The sequence below is a fragment of the Thermococcus sp. EP1 genome (genome assembly GCF_001317345.1).
GTDB lineage: Archaea > Methanobacteriota_B > Thermococci > Thermococcales > Thermococcaceae > Thermococcus_A.
Map to the genome: position 1 here is coordinate 165832 of NZ_JXCG01000004.1, position 16771 is coordinate 182602.

Consider the following 16771-nt stretch of genomic DNA (forward strand, 5'->3'; position numbering starts at 1 on the left):
AAAAGCCTTCTTAAGCCGGTTTTCCTTTTTTAGAGCATGTACAAGATATCGTATGAATGACTTGGATATGTATAATAAGCATGTTTTAGATCCTTAGCTGTTAGGCCCAGTTTAATTGCAAGAGCAAAGATGTTCACAATTTCCTCTGCATTTTGACCAAGCAAATGTGCTCCAAGAATCCTATTTCCTTCTCCGATTAGAATCTTATAACATGAATACTTTTGATTTATTCTAATGGAGTTGTACCATTTTGAAGTATCGCCTTTTTTTATGATGAATTTGAGGCCCTTTTTCCTAGCCTCCTCTTCCTTTAAGCCAACAGAGGCCATTGGAGGGATTGTAAAGACTACTGTAGGTATTGCAGTATAATCAATTTTCACATGGTTTCCTTTGATAATATTGTTTGCAGCTATACTTCCCTCTACTGCTGCAACTGGTGTCAATGGTAAACCACCTTTGGCGCAATCTCCAGCAGCATAAATATTCTCATTCGTTGTTTGCATATATTCATTGACCTTTATCCCTTTCTCGTCATATTCAACGCCAGCCACTTCCAGCCCGAGGTCATCCACATTGGGTATCCTCCCCGCTCCGTGAACTACGAGATTAACCTCAAAATTTCCTTGCGGAGTTTTCACAACAAATGAGTCTGCCCTTTTCTCCACTTCCTTCACGGGAGCGTTTGTCACAACCTTTATGCCCCTCTCCTCAGTGGCTTTGATGAGACTATCAACTATATAAGGCTCAAAATTCTTCAAGGGCCTTTCACTTCTGTGAAGTATTGTCACAGAACTCCCAGCGCGTGCTGCTAAATGTGCAAATTCAAATGATATATACCCCCCACCGATGAAAACTATCCTCTCCGGCAACTCATCAAGTTCAAGAAACTCATCGCTGGTTATAACATGCTCCTCTCCCGGAATGTTAAGTTTTCTCGGCTTTGCACCTGTTGCTACCAAAAACTTGTCAGAGAGTATGACCTCACCGTTTACCTCTATTCTATCCTTGTCTATAAACCGAGCGCTCCCATGGATCGTCTCCACCCCTGCTTTTTTGAAAGCCCTCTCAATCCTCTCTGGAAAACCTTTAGTCCATTCTCCCTTAAAAGCCATGAGCTTTTTCCAATTTATATACACTTTTCCTTCAATGCCTTTGTCTTTCATCCTTTCGGCCCAATCTACAAGCTCAGCTCCACCAATGAGAATTTTCTTCGGGTCACAACCTCTTAGAGCACATGTTCCCCCAAATGACCTCTCATCAACAATAGCAACACTCAGCCCAGCCCTTGCAAACTTATAAACAGCAGAAGAACCAGCTACACCAGTTCCAATAACAACCACATCAAACTTTCTCATCTTCTTCATCCCACATTATCTCAACACCCTTCCAAAAGGCAATATAATCTTTAATTGTGTTTGCCGCTTCTTTAGGATTCGGGTAATACCATGCAGCATCTTCATTTACCTTATCTCCCACAACAACATGATAGTAACTTGCTTCTCCTTTCCATGAACATGTTGTATGGGTGGAGCTTTTTCGGAGGAATTCCTTTCTCACAGTGTCGGGTGGAAAATAGACATTGCCTTCCAAAAGAATAACTTTGTCTCTTTTAGCCTCAGCAATAATTTCTCCATTCCAAATAGCTTTAATCATTTTATTCATCTCCAATGTAAACTTTGCATGAATTGTTAAGTAAGTTTTTATTCCCAAATGAGAAATTTAAGAAGAGACAGTTTACAACGTGAAAAAGATAATGGGCGAATCGCCCGAAATCACTCAAGACTTATTCCAGCCTGTTCAAGAGCAGCCTTAACAGCTTCGTCCTCAGCACCGCGTTCGATGGCAATCTTTTCTGGAAGAGGCTCAAGGTGCTTTATGTTCATCCTTCTTCTCTTAACCTTGTTAAAGCCAGCACCAGTCACAAGGACGAAGTTTTTGTCAATTATATCCACAACAACTACTTTTTGTCCAGCTCTTCTTCCAGCAATAACAACGGCTAATCTTCCAATGTCAATTGCAGGCATTCATCCCACCTCCACTATTTTTATTTCCCCGTGTCACCATCGGGGTACAGGTGGTCGATGGCGGCCTTCACAATTTTGAAGACCCCATCGGGACCCCATTTAGCGGTATTAATTGTTAAGTCATAAATCGAGAGGTCGTTAATGTCGACCCCATATAGGTTTAAATACCTTTTCCTATTCTGCATTTCCCTTTCAGCAATTTGCATGAAAGCTTCTTCAACACTTACACCTTCCCTTCTCGCTACGCGTTGGGCCCTCACTTGAATTGGTGCATCGAGCCATATTTTTAAGTCAGCTGTCTTTACCATCCACCCTGCTAGACGGCCTTCTATGACAACATTGCACTCTTTTGCTGCCTCTACTTGCCTCTTGTCAACTTCTCTATCTATTTCGGGGTGCATTTCTGCATATTCTTGGAATTCTTGCAGACTCATACCTCTCTCTTTTGCCATTTGGCGAAAGATCAAGCCTGCGTAAATATGCTTAAATCCATAATATCTAGCTAAGTTCTTGCATAGAGTGGTTGTACCGCTTCCCGCCAAGCCACTTACTGTTATTACTAGACATCCCTTTGGCATATTTCATCACTTATTCGACCTATAATTTTAAAGAGCAGCTCTTACCTGGGCTTTTATAACCCTACGCATACAGGTTGGACAAAGATTTGGCATTGGTCTCTCTGGTCTCTTCTTTGTTTTGGGCAATTTTCTGAGTTCACTAGGTCTTCCCCTAGGAACCCCATTGAGGGGCTTTCCACAAATTGCACAGTGTGCTACTTTTGGTTTCTTCCTCTCGAAGTGTATTACAGTCCTCCCTCCAGGAGTCCTAACATATTTCCTTCTCCATGATCTTGATCTGTACATTGGCTTCATATCTCTCCACCTCGCTTAGCTTTTTTGCAGAGTATTTTTAAATTTAACTATTTTTTGTTTATCCTCTAAGTACGATGCTAAACTTCTTTGAAAAGGTATCGAAGAGATGAAAAAGAAAGTTGAAAACTTTAATCATACTTCTTACGAGTCTTCTCATCACATATTATATGTTCTAAATATTCCTCCCACTCTTGAGAATCCCACGTGCCCAAAGCTTTATGAATCGTATAATACTTCTGGGGAACTGGATGGGTACCAAAAACGACTTTTAATCCATACTTTTCCTCAATAAAGTTCTTAAAATAATCTATCCATGGACATGGTGGGTAACCAACTAAGAATCCTGTTGCAAAGTGAACAACTTCTACTCCGTTGTTCTTCATTTCTGCTGGAGCGTATTCGATATTCCCTCCCGGGCAACCTCCACATGTAGTATACCCAACGACTTCAACATCTTCATCTTTGTAGAGGCTGAATGCCCCTTCCCTCTCTCTTATGGCTTTGAAGCATTTTCCTCCTGCACACGTTCTATAACGGTCACAAATTATAATTCCAATTTTCACCATTTCATTATCCCCTATATAATGTTCAACATTATTTACAATGTTTACCTAACCTTAAATTTTTTGGCAATCGTATAATAAGACTCAGAACCTTAAGACTTTCCCAGAGTGAAGCTTCTCAAAATTCTTCCCAAATTCCTTTAGAAACATTGCTTCAGCTTTGAGCCCTGTACAGTGCCCAGTATAAATTTTCTTAACCCCTAAATCCCTAAGTGCTTTTATCGTGTTTTGAATCCTCTCATCATTAGCACTTATTAAATGAAATCCACCTATAACAGCGTATACATCAGTGGTTCCTGTTATTTCAATAGCTTTCTGCACCATGCTGACTATTCCCGGATGAGAGCATCCCCCAATAACCACTAATCCTTTTTCAGTTACTATTCCCAGTCCTATCTCATCTTCAACTTCATCCTGAACTACTCTGCCATTTTCAAGCTTTTGAAGGTCTATTGTAACCTCTCTCTCAAAATCAACCTTATTTTCTTTTTCAATTTCTCCAAGCGTGAAAATTCCCGACATTATTCTTATTGGGTCTCTGCTTAAAATCCATATTCCTCCAAGTTTTTCGATTTCTTTTTTTCTTATGGGTGGAATCCCTGCATATATGAATTCTGGTTCTGTAGCAAAGCTCACTTTAAAGATATTTGGATGAGCGAATATTGGTGCCTCCTTTCTTATTTTTTTCATAATGCCTAAAAGTCCCCCAGTATGGTCAAAATGACTGTGAGAAAGCACTATTAGGTCGATAGTTTTTGGATTAATTCCCATAAGCCTCATATTGAAAAGAATAGGTTCTGCATAGGATGCTGCATCAAATAATATTCTACGAACGATACCATCAGATTTTGCTTCGATCAGGAATGAAATACCATGTTGAGCCCAGAATTGACTGTTGTATCCGGCATAATCCTCTGCTAATATATAAATCTCTAATTCCTCAATCTCTCCAATCTCCATATAGCATCGCCTTCTTTTAGGAAAAAGAAAATTATAAAACAAGACTAAACCGAATCGAGGAGTTTTCTCAATACCTGACCAACAGCCATTGAAGTTAGGATATACCATCCAATGTAGCCAAGCTCATTGGCCTGAAGAGACGAGTGATAGAACCCATGGAACAAATCAAAGAGGAAAAAGTTGAAGGGTGACTTTACAATTGCAGTCTCAACGTACCATCTCCTCATCCAACCAAAGAAGATAAAGAATATCGGCATTGTGAAGAGCATTGGCTTAAACATCGAGTCTTTCATAACTTCGTTTTGGAGCTTTAGTAGTTCCATTTGTTTTTGCTGTAACTTTCTTAGTTTCTTTTCATCTTTTGCTTTTTGAGCTTCTTTCCACTCTTTTTGGAACTCCTTGCTCATCTTTTGAAGTCTCTTCATTTTCTCTTGGTCAATTAAAAAGTGATTTACTAAAGTGAAAAATCCTCCAAGTATGGCACCTGAAATTGTTACTACCCACATTGGATGAGCATTCATTACCAACGGCCCGAACAACTTATCCAGAGCCAAATAAATTCCCTCAAGCATCTTCTTCCACCGCCAGATCCAGTATTTTTACCAACTCATTAACAGCTTCTTCCAATCCTTTGTCTTCATGATTCTCAATTATCTTTATAAGTGCATTGGAATGCATTGCATAGCTGATTGCAGCAGCCCTATTTAAATCTTGGTGTCTTTGAATTTGCTCTTCAGTTTCAACATCCCTGTCTCTTTTTAGATCTCTCAAACGTCTGCCAAGTATCTCACTTGGATTAGCCTCTATTATGACCATAAACTTTGGATTTATGACCTCAATAACTTCCTTTGGAAATCCTAACATGTAACCTAAGGGAGTCTTAATTGTAGCATGTGTATCAAGTAGTACTGGTTCTTTTCGAGATATTTCCAAGATTCTTTGAGCCGCTTTTAATTGAAGTTCTCTCTGAGTTTTTAAACTTAATCTCCTCATTTCATCTCTATGGGAAACTAAATTAGCCCTAACTGCCTCCTCAAACATTATGTCTCCAAAGTTAATAACCCTAAACCTTGCTCGAGTCCTCTGCAAAGCCAGTCGTGTGATTGTACTTTTTCCTACTCCCGGAATCCCTGTAATAACCACCACAAACGGCATTTTATATCACCTTGATGAAAACTCGCGCTCCAAACACTACAAAGAGAAATTGGTTTATAAGGTTTTTTGGGAATAAGATGGAAAAAAGAAAATCATCCAAAGAATCTACGCAATGCTGGGAACATCTCAGTTGCCTGTTCTCTTGCTATTTCTTCGTAGAATCTATAGAGAATACCAACGGTAAGCAATATACCAGTTCCAGTTCCCAGGGCACCAAGGAAATCTGCCAATACTGCCACGACCCCTAATGTAAAAGCTCCCCAGAACGTGACATAAGGAATATATCTTTGGAGAACCCTTTCAAGTATTCTTGGATCCCTTCTGAATCCAGGGATCTGGAGTCCAGCCCTTTGAAGCTGTCTTGCAATGCTTCTTGCGTCTAACCCTGTGAGCTCAACCCATAGAAATCCAAAGAACAATGAAAACGTTATTGTCAACAAGGCATAAACCAGAGCCCTTATTGGGTCTGCCATTACGCTGAATATATCTCTAGGTGGTAAGACATATCTAACAACTCCTGAAATTACAGCTCCACTTTCATCAAATGTTCCAAGTATTGGATAGCCTATTCTCTGAAGAAGCCTGGCCCAGAGTTGTATATTTGCATAGAGAGCAAAAGTAAGGATAATTGGGATATTACTAACATACATGAATCTAATTGGATATCTTCCCCTTACAGTTACTCTTCCATAGCTAAGAGGTATCTCCACGCGCATGCTCTCGAGATAAACAACTATTAGAAATATCACTACGGTAGCTAGAACGCTAAGCATGTCTGGCATTCCCCTTCTATAAAGAGCTCCCATGAGATCTCCTTGAATTATATGTTGAATAAAAGCAGGTATAGCTCCAATTATTGCAGGTTCACCTGTAAGGGGATCAATTGCAGCACTAGTTGTGAGAGGATTAAGAGATTGAGTCACAATTGTCTGAGAAACTCCAGCAGCAATGAAAAGACTTATACCACTCCCAATTCCCCATTTGCTTACAAGTTCATCCATGATCATGACCATTATTCCACCAAATGCAAGCTGAAGCATTAAGAGTAGCTTAATTGTAAGTGTTGGGTTTCCAAAAGCTCCTGCAAATACATACACTCCAGCTTCAAAGAAACACATGAAAACTGCAAAAACCTTCTGGAGTGCCTGATAGAACCTTCTATCGTCTGGGTTTGAGAGGTCAAGTTTTATGATCTCTGAACCAACTAGGAGTTGCATGATAATTCCAGCTGTGACTATAGGTCCAATACCCAATGTCAAAAGGCTACCATTTCTACCTGCAAGAACAACTCTTAATGTTTGGAAGTAATCCTGAACTGTTTCTGGTATTCCAAAAAGAGGAATCTCCGCCATAGCAAAATACAACAGTAATGCAACTACAGTCCAAGCAAATTTCTCTTTCAACGGAACATGTCTTTTTGGTCGATCAATTTCTGGAAACGCATGTTCTATTTTATAGATTATATCCCTTGCTCCCATGGATTACACCCCAAAAATATTAATAATAAAAAATCAGGCAAGGAGGGCCTCTCCACCAGCTTGAACAATCTTTTCTTCAGCTTTGGGGGAGAATGCCCTGGCCTTGATAACGAGAGGTTTAGTTAACTTTCCGCTTCCAAGGACTTTGTCTGCAAACTGGGTTGTGTCAACAACTATTTTTCCTTCTTCCTCATAAGCAATGCCAAGCTGCATAAGTTCATCCAAGTGTTCTTCTATAAATCTAAGATTAACTGCCATTATCTCCCTCTGTGCCTCAACAGGTCTTTTAAACCCTCTCTTACCTAGGTGATCTGGCATATACTTGATGACCCATGTCCACTTCGTCTTCTTTCTCTTTCCTGTTCCTGCCATACCTCTACCGCCTTTGTGTCCTCCACCACGGTGCTTCTTTTTACAACCCCATCCGTGAGTGTGGGAACCGCGAAGCTTTCTCACTTTTTTCTTTCTTCTAATCATCTCGCACACCTCATAGCATTCTCTCTATAAGCTCGTTAATAGCCTCTCCTCTATAACCTAAAGCGCCACCCTCTTTGAAGGTCCTCTTCTTGCTCTTGAATCCTCCTCTTGGTGGGTGCATCCTGAAGACTGGCTTAAGACCTGGTAAATCACTAAGCTTCATTTCCCCTGCTATAACTTTTTCTGCAAATTCCTTGATGCTCATTCCAAGTTTTTCTTGAACATATTCTTCTGTTACACGTCTGTTTCCAGATAATCTTCCTCTTTTCTCAATAAGCTTTGCTAAAGTTTCTGCAGTTATCTCTCCCCAAGTTATGTAGTCCTTGACTTTCTGGATCATCCCAGTATACGCGGGAGTTTCATCTATTATCACTAAGTGGTTTATCTTATGGAGTCTAAGCATGCCTAATGTATCCTTTACAGGTCTCTTTACATTTACTCTGCCTCTTACCCTAATCAATGCAAGTTTTGCCATTTAGCTCACCTCACAGTTCAAAGTTCTGTGGCATCTCTCTACCTATAACTATACCATAGCGCTCAATCATTTCAGGTTTTACAGCGACACTATTAGTGTTGTATAATGCCTCAAAAACTGCTTTTGCAAAGTTGACTGTTGTTCTTGTCTCACCAAGAGTCTGTGACCAAACATCTTTAACTCCTGCCAAGGCAAGTATCTTTTTACCTACATCACCAATAACAAGTCCAAGTCCTCTTGGTCCAGGCATGAGTCTGACTTTTACGCTACTGCTTTTACCTTCAACTGCAAATGGAATTGAGTGTGGTCTTCTGCACCTGCATTCCCATGAACCGCAACCTCTTTTTATTTCAATGATGTTCATCTTAGCATAGTTTATTGCCTTCCTAATTGCAATACCTACTTCCTTTCCATGACCGATTCCAAGTCCTACATAACCATCTTTGTTACCTACTGCCGCTAATACTCTAAATCTAACTCTCCTACCACTGTCAGTCATTCTCACTGTTAGAGCTATATCAAGCACTTCCTGGTTCTCCCTTGTGTTAACCTCTGGGAGGAGCACATCAACTATTTCTGGTTCTTTTATCTGGTAACCTCTCCTAAAGACTTCATGAATGTCAGTAATTTGGCCTTCCTTAACGAGCATACCTAGTTTTGTCCTTGGTTGCCATTCTTCTAAAACCCTTTGAGCGTACTCTTTCCACTCCTGGCTCATGCTCTCACCTTCTCAAATTTCTCAACGATTCTCGCTTTAACCTCTTCAAAGTGTTCAGGAAGCTTTTCAGGTTCAAGCCCTTTAACAAGGTATCCTCCAAATTGCTTTCTGTACTTTTCTTCATCCTCTTCTTTGAGCATCTTTGCATATCTAGCTATGTGTTCACCATTTACTCTATCTTCTCCAGGATAAATTTCTTCGCTATGAGGAACGTTAAGACCAGCATCAACTGCTCCTTTAAGCACGGCGAAGATGCTTGAACCTTTTGTAGGTGGGTGGAGCCCTATATCAAGTATTGCCTCTTCAATGCCCTTTTCTAATGCTTTATATCCAATCAATAGTCCAAGGAGATAGGCACTTGGAGTGTTCCCCCCATGACCTTTCCATCCAAAGTCTCTCATGAGTTCTCTTGTGTGAGCTGAAACAACCGTTTTGTCACCTTCTGGACCATAAAGGACTATCTGAGCGATATGATGATTAAGTGTTTTTCTCACGACTAATCTAGGCTTGCCCGATTTTAAGAGTGCAAGCCTCTTGTGATAGTTAGTCTTACCTTCCCTTCTTCTCCTAAATGGAACTCTATATCTTGGTCCGTGAGCCATTTATATCACCTCTTTAATATACCTCTCTCTTCCATGAACAGGTAAAGCTGGTGTTTGTTCTTAAACTGGCCACCTTTAGCCCTTATGTAAAGATTGCGGTATGTATGTTCATCAATTTTTTTCTCAGCTTTGAGCTTCCTGAGCTCTTTTCTAAGTGCTCTTATAGTCATTATCCACTTCTCCTTCTTACCCATTCTTGCTGTCTTTTTACCTTTTCTATTTCCATGTCCCCTGTGTCTACCTTTCTTCTTTGCCTCTTGCCTAACTTTTGCTCTGTATCTGCTTTGTCCCTTAAGGGGTTTTTTCTTGACAACCCCTTCATTTATCAATCTCCTAATGTCCTCCCTAGTGATTGCGGATTTAACGTCCTCAATCCTCTCAGGATCAATCCAAATTCTATTCTCGCCACACTTCAACAGTTCAGCTGCAATTCTTCTCTGCATCTTAAGCATGACATTCACCTCGCATTGAGCACCTTAATCCCCAATTCCTTAGCCCTCTCAATTATCATGATTCTCTTCTTCTTCCCAACGGTACTTGCGATCCTAGCTGCTTGTCTTGTTGGATCAACAGATTCAAGTTCTTTAACATTGTGGACAAGCACTTCTTCATATCCACTTGGATGAAGTCCTCTAACAGCCTTTGGTGAGCTCCATCCAATACTTGGAGATCTTGCTTTACCTTTCAGTTTAACTCTCATCTTGCTGTCAGTTCCTTTTGGCCTTCTCCATTTAGGATCATTTTTGAACTTTGGAAACCTCCACCACTCCTGTCTAAGGAATTTGGGTTTCTTTCTCTTGAGTTTAGCCCTTATTCTCAACAGTCTCGCTTTTTCGTTCATCTCTCACACCTCAGAACTTTATAGGTTTACCAGCTTTTTCCACAATGTAGATACCATCTTGGAATACTCTTCTATCTCTACCAACCACCTTAGTTGCTTGCTCGATGTTTGCTGCGGTTTGTCCTACCTTCTCTTTGTCGATTCCTTCTACAAGAATTTCTCCGCCTCTAACCTTCACAGTGACTCCCGGAAGTATCTTGGCGACCCTAGGAGCCTTTTCACCAAGGAAATTCTCAATGTAAACTTTGTCACCTTGCACTTTTACTGTTATTGGAAAGTGACTGTAAACCACCTTAAGCTTGTAAGTAAGGCCCTCCGTGACTCCCTTAACCATGTTTGTTATGTGTGCCTTGAAGGTTCTTGCGATTGCAATATCTTTTCTCCTTGGAAAGTCCTTGTAGATGACAACCTTATTGTCCTCTGCAAAGAGCTTAAAGCCAGGATAACTGAGTTCTCGTTCAACTTCTCCTTTTGGTCCTTTCACTTTTACAAGGTTACCATTTATTTCAACTGTAACTCCTTCTGGAATTTCAACTTCTTCCCTCACCCATGCATCAACTGGCATTTCTCTCACCTCAGTAGATGTAAGCTATTAATCTTCCACCAATGCCCTTCTCCAGGGCCTCTTTGTGAGTCATAACTCCTTGAGAGGTTGATACTACCAGTATACCAAATTCGAATGCAGGAAGGAACCTCTTTTCCCATTTCTCGTATTCTTTAGCCTTTACTGAGAATCTTGGCTTTATTGCGCCTGCTCTGTTTACTTTTCCTAAGAGTTGAACTCTGTAAATTCCCGCTCTACCATCATCAATAAACTCAAACTCTCCAATATAGCCGTTCTCTTGCATAACTCTTAGTACTTCTCCAATAAGCTTTGAAGCTGGTTTTATGTATACCTCTTTCTTACCAACTCTCTCGCTATTTGTGATATGTGACAATGCATTTGCCAAAGGGTCTAACAAAGTCATCTCATCTCACCTCAGTCGTATTTCTTAAATCCTAATTTTGGAGCTACCTCTCTAAAGCAGTGTCTGCAAAGCATCAGTCCATGAATTCTAACTATTGGTCCAAATTGCCCGCATCTAACGCATCTTCTCGCGCCTTTACCAAACTTCCTTGATTTTCTTTTATTGTAATCAGCCTTTGCCATAATCATCCCTCCACAATCTGGACTCCAAACTCTTCCTGCATAAAAACCATCCCTTCTTCTTTAGTAAGCTTGTGCTTTGTTGGAATGTGGTGTCTCCTTCTCTTCCTTATTGCTATTCTATATCCTGGCCTCTCTAGTGTTACACAAACGTCCATACCGAAGATACCTATCTCTGGGTCATACTCAACTCCGGGTATGTTTATGTGCTCGTCAATTCCAAAGCATACATTTCCATGTTCATCGAAACTTGAGGCTTTGAGTCTGTTATCAACGGCAGCGAGCAATCTCTTTAAGAGGTCGTAGGCTTTTTGTCCTCTGAGAGTTACTTTGACTGCAATTGGTTCTCCTCTTCTTATTCCGAAGTCCCTATTTGTTTTCTTGGCCTTCCTTCTTATTGGCTTCTGGCCTACCAGAGCTTCTAACATTGTCTCTGCCTTTGTCAATCTCTCACCACTCTCTCCCACACCAATGTTTATTGTTATTTTTCCAATTCTCGGTCTCCTCATGGGATGAGCTTCCCAATCAGCCAAGATTGCCTCTCTGTTAGTTATCATTCTCTTTCACCTCACGGTAATGAAATCTTTGGCTCTTCCTTACCCAAAACGAATGCATAATCTTTCAATGTATCGAATAGTTCTCCTTCTTTGTCTTCAATTGTGACCACATCGGGCCATCCGCCTGGGAATTGTCTCACTTCAACTATTTTCCCCATTCTTGCAACGTTTTTACCTTGTACAACAAAGACAAAAGCCCCTACATCAAATGGCAGGACTTCAACTATTTCTCTCTCTGGGACTTTTACTAGAACTGTATCTGCAGTTCTAAAGGCATCCTTGGTCTCATCTGTGAGTGAGCTGAGCTTAACTAAGTGGTTTGTACCATCATGGAAGTTAAGTTGCAGATTACCTCCTTTCACCATCCTCTTATTGCTTATCCTGAGAGGTTTTATCTTAGCCTCTTCTTCAGTTATTGGATGGAGAATTAATTTTCCAATTCTATTTGGAAGCACTCTGTAGTATTCTCCAGTTTCTGGAATTGAAACGACATCCATTATACCTACTGGGAATTTGTAGTCCTTTCTTACTTTTCCATCAACAAGTACTTTGCCTTCATTGAGGACTTTCCTAGCCTCTCTTCCTGTTCTAGCGTAGCCCAAGTAATCCCTAATTATGTAAATGAGAGGTATTGAAGTCCTCATAGTGTGAGGCCCTGGTGACGGTCTAACTGCCCATTTGAAAACTTTTCTTTCGATATACCATTGAGTTGGGGCAGCAAGTCTTTTAAGGTGTCTCTTAGCACCCTTCCTCGCCATGTTCAAGCCCTCCTCTCAATTATTTTCTTTCTTCTCTCATCTTCAAGGTTAAGATCAACAATCATAACATTTGATGGATGGATCGGATAGAATACTTCAGTTCCACTTACTTTCTTTACAGTAACTCCCTCGATATGAAGTCTATACCTCTTAAGATCTACTTCAATCACTTTTCCTTCATGACCCTTGAAGTCTCCTCTAAGTATCTTTACCTTGTCTCCACTCCTTATTGGCAAACTTCTAATACCGTACTTTTGTCTGAGTTCCCTTGAGAGTGTGGCACTAACGATTTTGTGCCTCAAATGAAGAGGAGCATTGTACAAAAACTTTCTTTGTTTTCTCGGTTGTTTACTTTTCAATCTCATTTATCTCACCTCACAATACTATGCTCGCAATACTTCCAACTCTAACCCACTTTTCAGCAGCCTCTCTTGCCACAGGACCTCTAATTTCAGTCCCTCTTGGAACACCTTCTGGTGTTGTTATAATTGCTGCATTGTCTTCAAACTTAACTCTCATTCCATCAAGCCTTTTGTATTCCTTTCTTTGTCTGACTATAACTGCCCTAACTACTTGATGTCTTATGTCAGGTCTTCCTTTCTTCACTGTTGCGATGACCATGTCTCCAACGCCTGCTGAAGCTAGTCTTCTTCTAACTCCCTTGTATCCAACTACTCCAATAATTTGGATAACTTTTGCTCCAGAGTTGTCTGCTACAGTGAGGTAAGCCCCAATAGGAAGAGCCCTTGTTGGTCTTACAGGAGATATACCTCTTGTAGCACCAGCACCCTTCTTTGCCATGTCTTATCACCTCTCCTCTGCCTTTTGCGTGACTGCAACTACTACAAAACTCTTTGTCTTACTAAGTGGCCTGGTTTCAGCTATAATTACTTTGTCCCCAGCCTTTGCATTAATGCATGGTGGATTGTGAGCATGAACTTTGCTTCTTCTAAGTTCATAACGCTCGTATTTTTTTAGATAGTGATAGTACTGTCTCTCAACAGTAACTGTATGTCTTGGCTTATCGCTAACCACTATTCCTTCGAATACTCTACCGTGCACTTTTATATGGCCATGCCAAGGGCATTTTGGGTCATCACACTTTTCCGCAGGAGGCTGTATTCTCAATCCAATGTCTCTCATGTCTTTCACCTCTTTTTCAATCTCATCTCGGGCCTTCCAACCAGTTCTTCTCCCTTTATTCGAATTTTTTTATCATCAACCTCAAATTCAAACTCCGCAACGATTTTGGGAATTTTCCATACTTTCCTTCCAAGGATTGTGAGGGTATTTTTAGTCTCGTCAATCACATATCCTTCAATTCCTATCAACCCTGGATGAGAGCTCTTCACCACTTTAACTTTCAGTCCTATGAGTTCATGGAGGAGTAGTGTTTTCCTTGTCATTCTACTTCTATTAAGTCCTCTGAAAATCCAAGTTCTGCCAATAAGCGCTTCACCTTTTCTCTGTGATCTCCTTGAAGCTCTATTCTTCCGTTTTTCGCTGTCCCACCGCATGCCAACTTCGCCTTGAGTTTTTTTGCTATTTCATCAAGGTTAAACTCTTTCTCATCAATACCCTCAATTATAGTCTTGAGTTTTCCATATCGGGCTTTTTCAATATAGACCCTTATTCTTTGTTGCTCCTTTAACACTTCTTTAAACAACATCTCATCCAGGGGATTCACAATCCTAGGCACTAACCATCACCTTTTACTCCTCAACTTTTCCTTCTTTATTGTTAGTAGGCGGGCAATATCCCTCCTAAGGTTCCTAATAACCATAGGGTTCTCCAAGGAGGTGCCCATAGTAAGCATTCCTCTCTCCTTCGCGAGTTCAAGTCTAAGTTCCCTAATTTTTGCTTCGATCTCTTCTACGCTCATCTCTCTAATCTCACTTGGTTTCATTGCTCGCTCACCTCTTCTTCAATTGGCTTCTCCACGATCTCAATTTCATCGGGAAGTCTTGCGTCCGGAGGCATGATTGATACTTTCACGCCAAGCACGCCAAGCTTTAGTAGTGCTTGTGCATATCCTCTTGAAACTAATGTCTCAGCTGGATTTCCAACCTTTGCAATGTATCCCTGATAAAATCTAACACTCTTAGCTCTTTCTCCTGTTAATTTACCACTAATTCTGATCTCTACTCCTCTTGCTCCGTTGTTCATTATGGCTCTTATTGCAGCATATGCTGCCCTTCTGAAGTGAACTCCTCTCTCTAATGCTTGAGCAAGTCTGGTTGCCTGAACTTTAGCATTAAAGTACGGATTTTTGATTTCTTCAACTTCTATTTGTGGATTTTCTAGATTAAATCGTCTCTCAAGAATTCTCGTGAGTTCTCTAATCTTTCTACCTCCCCTTCCAATAACAAAACCCGGCCTTTCAACAAATATGACGACCTTAGTTCCAAGGGGAGTCTTTTTAATGTCGAGTCCACCGTATCCTGCTCTTCTCAACTCCTTCTCAAGATATTCATCGATGAGCATCTCTTTTATGCCTTCCCTTATGAAGTATCTCTCGATCGCCATAGGCTCACCTCCTAATTTCCTCCACAACTATCTCAATGTGTGTTGTCTGTTCGTTGAACTGGGTGGCTCTTCCGAATGCCCTTGGAATATAACCTCTCAATACTGGGCCCCTGTGAGCTGCTACATGGATTATTCTTAATCTATCTGGATCTAAGCCTTTCTGTTCTGCATTATTTCTTACATTTAAGAGCAACTTCTTGACTTCTTTAGCAACTTTAACTGGATATCTTCCAGGACCAAAGCCTTCGCCTCTCTTGTGTCCCTGTGAGTCGTTGAACCTCCTTAAGTGGATAGGTCTTTTCTTAGCAATTACATCATCAAGTAGTTTTATAGCATCATTAAGCATCATTCCTTTGATTTCTCTGCAAACTTCTATTGAAAGCTTTGGTGAGATCCTCAAATCTCTCCCACTTGCTTTTGCCATTCTCTCAGGGTCAAAATTTTGGAAAGAGTAGGAAAACTTTGCCATTCCTAATCACCTCACTTGATTGCCACGAACATTGATGATCTTGTAGCACCAACACCAGGTGATCCGTGTTGGACCCTTCTTCTTGTTAGAGCAAATTCTCCAAGGTAATGGCCAATCATTTCTTCCCTAATCTCTATTGGGACGAATTCTTTACCGTTGTGGACATGAATTGTCATTCCAACCATTTCTGGGAGGATGACCATGTCTCTGCTGTGGGTTCTTATTGGCTTTTTATACTTACCCTTCTTTGCAAGCCTAATTTTCCTAAGGAGTTTCTTCTGCTCTGGTGTTAAACCGCGTTTAAGACTTCTCCTCTGCCTTGAAGGAAAGAGCTTGGCTAAATCCTCAAGAGACATGTTCGCAAGTTCCTCAAATGTGTAACCGCGATATTTAAATTCCTTTTTTCTTGCCATTCAAACCACCTCACTTCCTTCTCCCAGTTCTTCTCGCTCCTATGTGACCAACTTTTCTTCCAGGTGGAGCTCTCTTTGAAACAGTGCTTGGTTTACCAATGTGATGTTCCTTACCACCGTGTGGGTGGTTAACGGCGTTCATCTTGACACCTCTTGGCTTTGGCCAGAACCTGTTTCTAGCCTTCATGATGTAGTAAGCCTTACCAGCTTTAACTATTGGTTTCTCAAGCCTTCCTCCACCAGCAACTACACCTATTGTTGCCCTGCATCTGGGGTTAAATCCTTTAAGCTCACCACTTGGAAGTTGGACAATAACTCTATTCTTCTCCCTTGAGACTACTAAAGCATAGCTCCCTCCAGCTCTCACGTACTTTCCACCATCGCCAGGCGCTCCTTCAAGGTTGTAAACATAGGTTCCTTCTGGGATCTTTGCAAGGGGGAGTGTGTTTCCGATTGCAATTGGTGCTTCTGGACCAATATAGATCTCCTGGTCAACTAAAAGGCCTTCTGGAGCAAGGATAAGTTTCTCCAATCCATTATCAAACTTAACCCTAGCAACAGGGGCTGTTCTTCCTGGGTCATGCAGTATTTCAACAACCTTCCCAGCAAGAGTTTTCTCTTTAGTAAAGCTTAGTGGAACGTACTTAACAGCACCCCTATACCTATGAGATGGAGCTCTAAATGTTGTTGTTCCTTTTCCTCTCCTTTGTTGAATTAAACTTTTACCCATTCTCAC

31 protein-coding genes are annotated in these 16771 nt (G+C 40.9%); all 31 read right to left on the reverse strand.

All coding sequences use genetic code 11. The annotated features are described in order from the left end of the window. Nucleotides 1-29: 29 nt before the first annotated feature. Nucleotides 30-1355 carry an NAD(P)/FAD-dependent oxidoreductase gene (locus EP1X_RS05365; protein ID WP_055282428.1) on the reverse strand — a complete coding sequence of 442 codons (1326 nt, stop codon included), beginning with the start codon at nt 1353-1355 and terminating at the stop codon, nt 30-32. Then, complete coding sequence (locus EP1X_RS05370; protein ID WP_055282430.1) at nt 1342-1653, reverse strand: DUF427 domain-containing protein; 312 nt, start codon at nt 1651-1653, stop codon at nt 1342-1344. The genes EP1X_RS05365 and EP1X_RS05370 overlap by 14 nt, the downstream gene beginning before the upstream one ends. 119 nt (nt 1654-1772) lie before the next feature. Next, nucleotides 1773-2024 carry a 50S ribosomal protein L14e gene (locus EP1X_RS05375; RefSeq protein ID WP_055282432.1) on the reverse strand — a complete coding sequence of 84 codons (252 nt, stop codon included), beginning with the start codon at nt 2022-2024 and terminating at the stop codon, nt 1773-1775. Between the two features lie 20 nt (nt 2025-2044). Next, complete coding sequence (gene cmk / locus EP1X_RS05380; protein ID WP_055282434.1) at nt 2045-2602, reverse strand: (d)CMP kinase; 558 nt, start codon at nt 2600-2602, stop codon at nt 2045-2047. A 27-nt stretch (nt 2603-2629) separates the two neighbouring features. Next, nucleotides 2630-2896 (reverse strand): 50S ribosomal protein L34e, encoded by a 267-nt coding sequence (locus EP1X_RS05385; RefSeq protein ID WP_055282436.1) that lies wholly within the window; start codon nt 2894-2896, stop codon nt 2630-2632. A gap of 128 nt (nt 2897-3024) precedes the next feature. Beyond that, complete coding sequence (locus EP1X_RS05390; RefSeq protein WP_055282438.1) at nt 3025-3462, reverse strand: CGGC domain-containing protein; 438 nt, start codon at nt 3460-3462, stop codon at nt 3025-3027. Between the two features lie 81 nt (nt 3463-3543). Then, the gene (locus tag EP1X_RS05395; protein ID WP_055282440.1) at nt 3544-4419 is read right to left on the reverse strand and encodes an MBL fold metallo-hydrolase; all 876 of its coding nucleotides are present in this window, start codon (nt 4417-4419) and stop codon (nt 3544-3546) included. Nucleotides 4420-4463: 44 nt separating this feature from the next. Then, complete coding sequence (locus tag EP1X_RS05400; protein ID WP_055282443.1) at nt 4464-4991, reverse strand: DUF106 domain-containing protein; 528 nt, start codon at nt 4989-4991, stop codon at nt 4464-4466. After that, the gene (locus EP1X_RS05405; RefSeq protein ID WP_055282445.1) at nt 4984-5574 is read right to left on the reverse strand and encodes an adenylate kinase; all 591 of its coding nucleotides are present in this window, start codon (nt 5572-5574) and stop codon (nt 4984-4986) included. The genes EP1X_RS05400 and EP1X_RS05405 overlap by 8 nt, the downstream gene beginning before the upstream one ends. A gap of 92 nt (nt 5575-5666) precedes the next feature. After that, on the reverse strand, nt 5667-7052 hold the full coding sequence (gene secY / locus EP1X_RS05410; protein WP_055282447.1) for a preprotein translocase subunit SecY: 1386 nt from the start codon (nt 7050-7052) through the stop codon (nt 5667-5669). A 33-nt stretch (nt 7053-7085) separates the two neighbouring features. After that, complete coding sequence (locus tag EP1X_RS05415; protein WP_055282449.1) at nt 7086-7529, reverse strand: uL15m family ribosomal protein; 444 nt, start codon at nt 7527-7529, stop codon at nt 7086-7088. Between the two features lie 10 nt (nt 7530-7539). Further along, nucleotides 7540-8004 (reverse strand): 50S ribosomal protein L30, encoded by a 465-nt coding sequence (locus EP1X_RS05420; protein ID WP_055282451.1) that lies wholly within the window; start codon nt 8002-8004, stop codon nt 7540-7542. A gap of 10 nt (nt 8005-8014) precedes the next feature. Then, the gene (gene rpsE / locus EP1X_RS05425) at nt 8015-8722 is read right to left on the reverse strand and encodes a 30S ribosomal protein S5 (protein WP_055282452.1); all 708 of its coding nucleotides are present in this window, start codon (nt 8720-8722) and stop codon (nt 8015-8017) included. After that, the gene (locus tag EP1X_RS05430; RefSeq protein WP_055282454.1) at nt 8719-9324 is read right to left on the reverse strand and encodes a 50S ribosomal protein L18; all 606 of its coding nucleotides are present in this window, start codon (nt 9322-9324) and stop codon (nt 8719-8721) included. The genes rpsE and EP1X_RS05430 overlap by 4 nt, the downstream gene beginning before the upstream one ends. A 5-nt stretch (nt 9325-9329) precedes the next feature. Then, nucleotides 9330-9776: a 50S ribosomal protein L19e gene (locus EP1X_RS05435; protein WP_055282456.1), complete on the reverse strand. Its 447-nt coding sequence runs from the start codon at nt 9774-9776 to the stop codon at nt 9330-9332. 5 nt (nt 9777-9781) lie between these two features. After that, a complete protein-coding gene (locus EP1X_RS05440) occupies nt 9782-10165 on the reverse strand; it encodes a 50S ribosomal protein L32e (RefSeq protein ID WP_055282458.1) in 384 nt (127 codons plus the stop codon). A 10-nt stretch (nt 10166-10175) separates the two neighbouring features. After that, nucleotides 10176-10730 (reverse strand): 50S ribosomal protein L6, encoded by a 555-nt coding sequence (locus EP1X_RS05445; RefSeq protein ID WP_055282461.1) that lies wholly within the window; start codon nt 10728-10730, stop codon nt 10176-10178. 10 nt (nt 10731-10740) lie between these two features. Next, nucleotides 10741-11133, reverse strand: a complete 393-nt coding sequence (locus EP1X_RS05450) for a 30S ribosomal protein S8 (protein ID WP_055282463.1) — start codon at nt 11131-11133, stop codon at nt 10741-10743. An 11-nt stretch (nt 11134-11144) separates the two neighbouring features. Next, nucleotides 11145-11315: a 30S ribosomal protein S14 gene (locus EP1X_RS05455; protein ID WP_055282465.1), complete on the reverse strand. Its 171-nt coding sequence runs from the start codon at nt 11313-11315 to the stop codon at nt 11145-11147. Between the two features lie 2 nt (nt 11316-11317). Further along, complete coding sequence (locus EP1X_RS05460) at nt 11318-11869, reverse strand: 50S ribosomal protein L5 (protein WP_055282467.1); 552 nt, start codon at nt 11867-11869, stop codon at nt 11318-11320. Nucleotides 11870-11880: 11 nt separating this feature from the next. Further along, nucleotides 11881-12627 (reverse strand): 30S ribosomal protein S4e, encoded by a 747-nt coding sequence (locus EP1X_RS05465; protein WP_055282469.1) that lies wholly within the window; start codon nt 12625-12627, stop codon nt 11881-11883. A gap of 2 nt (nt 12628-12629) precedes the next feature. Continuing rightward, nucleotides 12630-12992 carry a 50S ribosomal protein L24 gene (rplX, locus tag EP1X_RS05470; RefSeq protein WP_055282471.1) on the reverse strand — a complete coding sequence of 121 codons (363 nt, stop codon included), beginning with the start codon at nt 12990-12992 and terminating at the stop codon, nt 12630-12632. Between the two features lie 10 nt (nt 12993-13002). Continuing rightward, a complete protein-coding gene (locus EP1X_RS05475) occupies nt 13003-13428 on the reverse strand; it encodes a 50S ribosomal protein L14 (RefSeq protein ID WP_055282472.1) in 426 nt (141 codons plus the stop codon). Between the two features lie 6 nt (nt 13429-13434). After that, the gene (locus tag EP1X_RS05480; RefSeq protein ID WP_055282474.1) at nt 13435-13770 is read right to left on the reverse strand and encodes a 30S ribosomal protein S17; all 336 of its coding nucleotides are present in this window, start codon (nt 13768-13770) and stop codon (nt 13435-13437) included. A 5-nt stretch (nt 13771-13775) separates the two neighbouring features. Then, a complete protein-coding gene (locus EP1X_RS05485; RefSeq protein WP_156300711.1) occupies nt 13776-14144 on the reverse strand; it encodes a ribonuclease P protein component 1 in 369 nt (122 codons plus the stop codon). Further along, the gene (gene yciH, locus EP1X_RS05490; RefSeq protein WP_206205434.1) at nt 14030-14296 is read right to left on the reverse strand and encodes a stress response translation initiation inhibitor YciH; all 267 of its coding nucleotides are present in this window, start codon (nt 14294-14296) and stop codon (nt 14030-14032) included. The genes EP1X_RS05485 and yciH overlap by 115 nt, the downstream gene beginning before the upstream one ends. A 36-nt stretch (nt 14297-14332) precedes the next feature. After that, nucleotides 14333-14533: a 50S ribosomal protein L29 gene (rpmC, locus tag EP1X_RS05495; protein WP_055282479.1), complete on the reverse strand. Its 201-nt coding sequence runs from the start codon at nt 14531-14533 to the stop codon at nt 14333-14335. After that, nucleotides 14530-15153, reverse strand: coding sequence for a 30S ribosomal protein S3 (locus EP1X_RS05500; RefSeq protein WP_055282481.1), 624 nt, complete (start codon nt 15151-15153; stop codon nt 14530-14532). The genes rpmC and EP1X_RS05500 overlap by 4 nt, the downstream gene beginning before the upstream one ends. A 4-nt stretch (nt 15154-15157) precedes the next feature. Continuing rightward, nucleotides 15158-15622 carry a 50S ribosomal protein L22 gene (gene rplV / locus EP1X_RS05505; protein WP_055282483.1) on the reverse strand — a complete coding sequence of 155 codons (465 nt, stop codon included), beginning with the start codon at nt 15620-15622 and terminating at the stop codon, nt 15158-15160. 11 nt (nt 15623-15633) lie between these two features. After that, nucleotides 15634-16035, reverse strand: a complete 402-nt coding sequence (locus tag EP1X_RS05510) for a 30S ribosomal protein S19 (RefSeq protein ID WP_055282485.1) — start codon at nt 16033-16035, stop codon at nt 15634-15636. Nucleotides 16036-16045: 10 nt separating this feature from the next. Continuing rightward, nucleotides 16046-16765: a 50S ribosomal protein L2 gene (locus EP1X_RS05515; protein WP_055282487.1), complete on the reverse strand. Its 720-nt coding sequence runs from the start codon at nt 16763-16765 to the stop codon at nt 16046-16048. Nucleotides 16766-16771: the final 6 nt, after the last annotated feature.

Coding starts and splice junctions, on each gene's coding strand:
- EP1X_RS05460 (WP_055282467.1), bottom strand. CDS start 11,869: ATGATAACTAACAGAGAGGCAATCTTGGCTGATTGGGAAGCTCATCCC.
- EP1X_RS05510 (WP_055282485.1), bottom strand. CDS start 16,035: ATGGCAAGAAAAAAGGAATTTAAATATCGCGGTTACACATTTGAGGAA.
- rplX (WP_055282471.1), bottom strand. CDS start 12,992: ATGAGATTGAAAAGTAAACAACCGAGAAAACAAAGAAAGTTTTTGTAC.
- EP1X_RS05455 (WP_055282465.1), bottom strand. CDS start 11,315: ATGGCAAAGGCTGATTACAATAAAAGAAAATCAAGGAAGTTTGGTAAA.
- EP1X_RS05415 (WP_055282449.1), bottom strand. CDS start 7,529: ATGATTAGAAGAAAGAAAAAAGTGAGAAAGCTTCGCGGTTCCCACACT.
- EP1X_RS05385 (WP_055282436.1), bottom strand. CDS start 2,896: ATGAAGCCAATGTACAGATCAAGATCATGGAGAAGGAAATATGTTAGG.
- rpsE (WP_055282452.1), bottom strand. CDS start 8,722: ATGAGCCAGGAGTGGAAAGAGTACGCTCAAAGGGTTTTAGAAGAATGG.
- EP1X_RS05475 (WP_055282472.1), bottom strand. CDS start 13,428: ATGGCAAAGAAGGGTGCTGGTGCTACAAGAGGTATATCTCCTGTAAGA.
- EP1X_RS05430 (WP_055282454.1), bottom strand. CDS start 9,324: ATGGCTCACGGACCAAGATATAGAGTTCCATTTAGGAGAAGAAGGGAA.
- EP1X_RS05465 (WP_055282469.1), bottom strand. CDS start 12,627: ATGGCGAGGAAGGGTGCTAAGAGACACCTTAAAAGACTTGCTGCCCCA.
- rplV (WP_055282483.1), bottom strand. CDS start 15,622: ATGGCAAAGTTTTCCTACTCTTTCCAAAATTTTGACCCTGAGAGAATG.
- EP1X_RS05435 (WP_055282456.1), bottom strand. CDS start 9,776: ATGCTTAAGATGCAGAGAAGAATTGCAGCTGAACTGTTGAAGTGTGGC.
- EP1X_RS05390 (WP_055282438.1), bottom strand. CDS start 3,462: ATGGTGAAAATTGGAATTATAATTTGTGACCGTTATAGAACGTGTGCA.
- EP1X_RS05420 (WP_055282451.1), bottom strand. CDS start 8,004: ATGGCAAAACTTGCATTGATTAGGGTAAGAGGCAGAGTAAATGTAAAG.
- secY (WP_055282447.1), bottom strand. CDS start 7,052: ATGGGAGCAAGGGATATAATCTATAAAATAGAACATGCGTTTCCAGAA.
- EP1X_RS05485 (WP_156300711.1), bottom strand. CDS start 14,144: ATGCGGTGGGACAGCGAAAAACGGAAGAATAGAGCTTCAAGGAGATCA.
- yciH (WP_206205434.1), bottom strand. CDS start 14,296: ATGTTGTTTAAAGAAGTGTTAAAGGAGCAACAAAGAATAAGGGTCTAT.
- cmk (WP_055282434.1), bottom strand. CDS start 2,602: ATGCCAAAGGGATGTCTAGTAATAACAGTAAGTGGCTTGGCGGGAAGC.
- EP1X_RS05370 (WP_055282430.1), bottom strand. CDS start 1,653: ATGATTAAAGCTATTTGGAATGGAGAAATTATTGCTGAGGCTAAAAGA.
- EP1X_RS05500 (WP_055282481.1), bottom strand. CDS start 15,153: ATGGCGATCGAGAGATACTTCATAAGGGAAGGCATAAAAGAGATGCTC.
- EP1X_RS05400 (WP_055282443.1), bottom strand. CDS start 4,991: ATGCTTGAGGGAATTTATTTGGCTCTGGATAAGTTGTTCGGGCCGTTG.
- rpmC (WP_055282479.1), bottom strand. CDS start 14,533: ATGAAACCAAGTGAGATTAGAGAGATGAGCGTAGAAGAGATCGAAGCA.
- EP1X_RS05365 (WP_055282428.1), bottom strand. CDS start 1,355: ATGAGAAAGTTTGATGTGGTTGTTATTGGAACTGGTGTAGCTGGTTCT.
- EP1X_RS05515 (WP_055282487.1), bottom strand. CDS start 16,765: ATGGGTAAAAGTTTAATTCAACAAAGGAGAGGAAAAGGAACAACAACA.
- EP1X_RS05450 (WP_055282463.1), bottom strand. CDS start 11,133: ATGACTTTGTTAGACCCTTTGGCAAATGCATTGTCACATATCACAAAT.
- EP1X_RS05395 (WP_055282440.1), bottom strand. CDS start 4,419: ATGGAGATTGGAGAGATTGAGGAATTAGAGATTTATATATTAGCAGAG.
- EP1X_RS05480 (WP_055282474.1), bottom strand. CDS start 13,770: ATGAGAGACATTGGATTGAGAATACAGCCTCCTGCGGAAAAGTGTGAT.
- EP1X_RS05445 (WP_055282461.1), bottom strand. CDS start 10,730: ATGCCAGTTGATGCATGGGTGAGGGAAGAAGTTGAAATTCCAGAAGGA.
- EP1X_RS05440 (WP_055282458.1), bottom strand. CDS start 10,165: ATGAACGAAAAAGCGAGACTGTTGAGAATAAGGGCTAAACTCAAGAGA.
- EP1X_RS05405 (WP_055282445.1), bottom strand. CDS start 5,574: ATGCCGTTTGTGGTGGTTATTACAGGGATTCCGGGAGTAGGAAAAAGT.
- EP1X_RS05375 (WP_055282432.1), bottom strand. CDS start 2,024: ATGCCTGCAATTGACATTGGAAGATTAGCCGTTGTTATTGCTGGAAGA.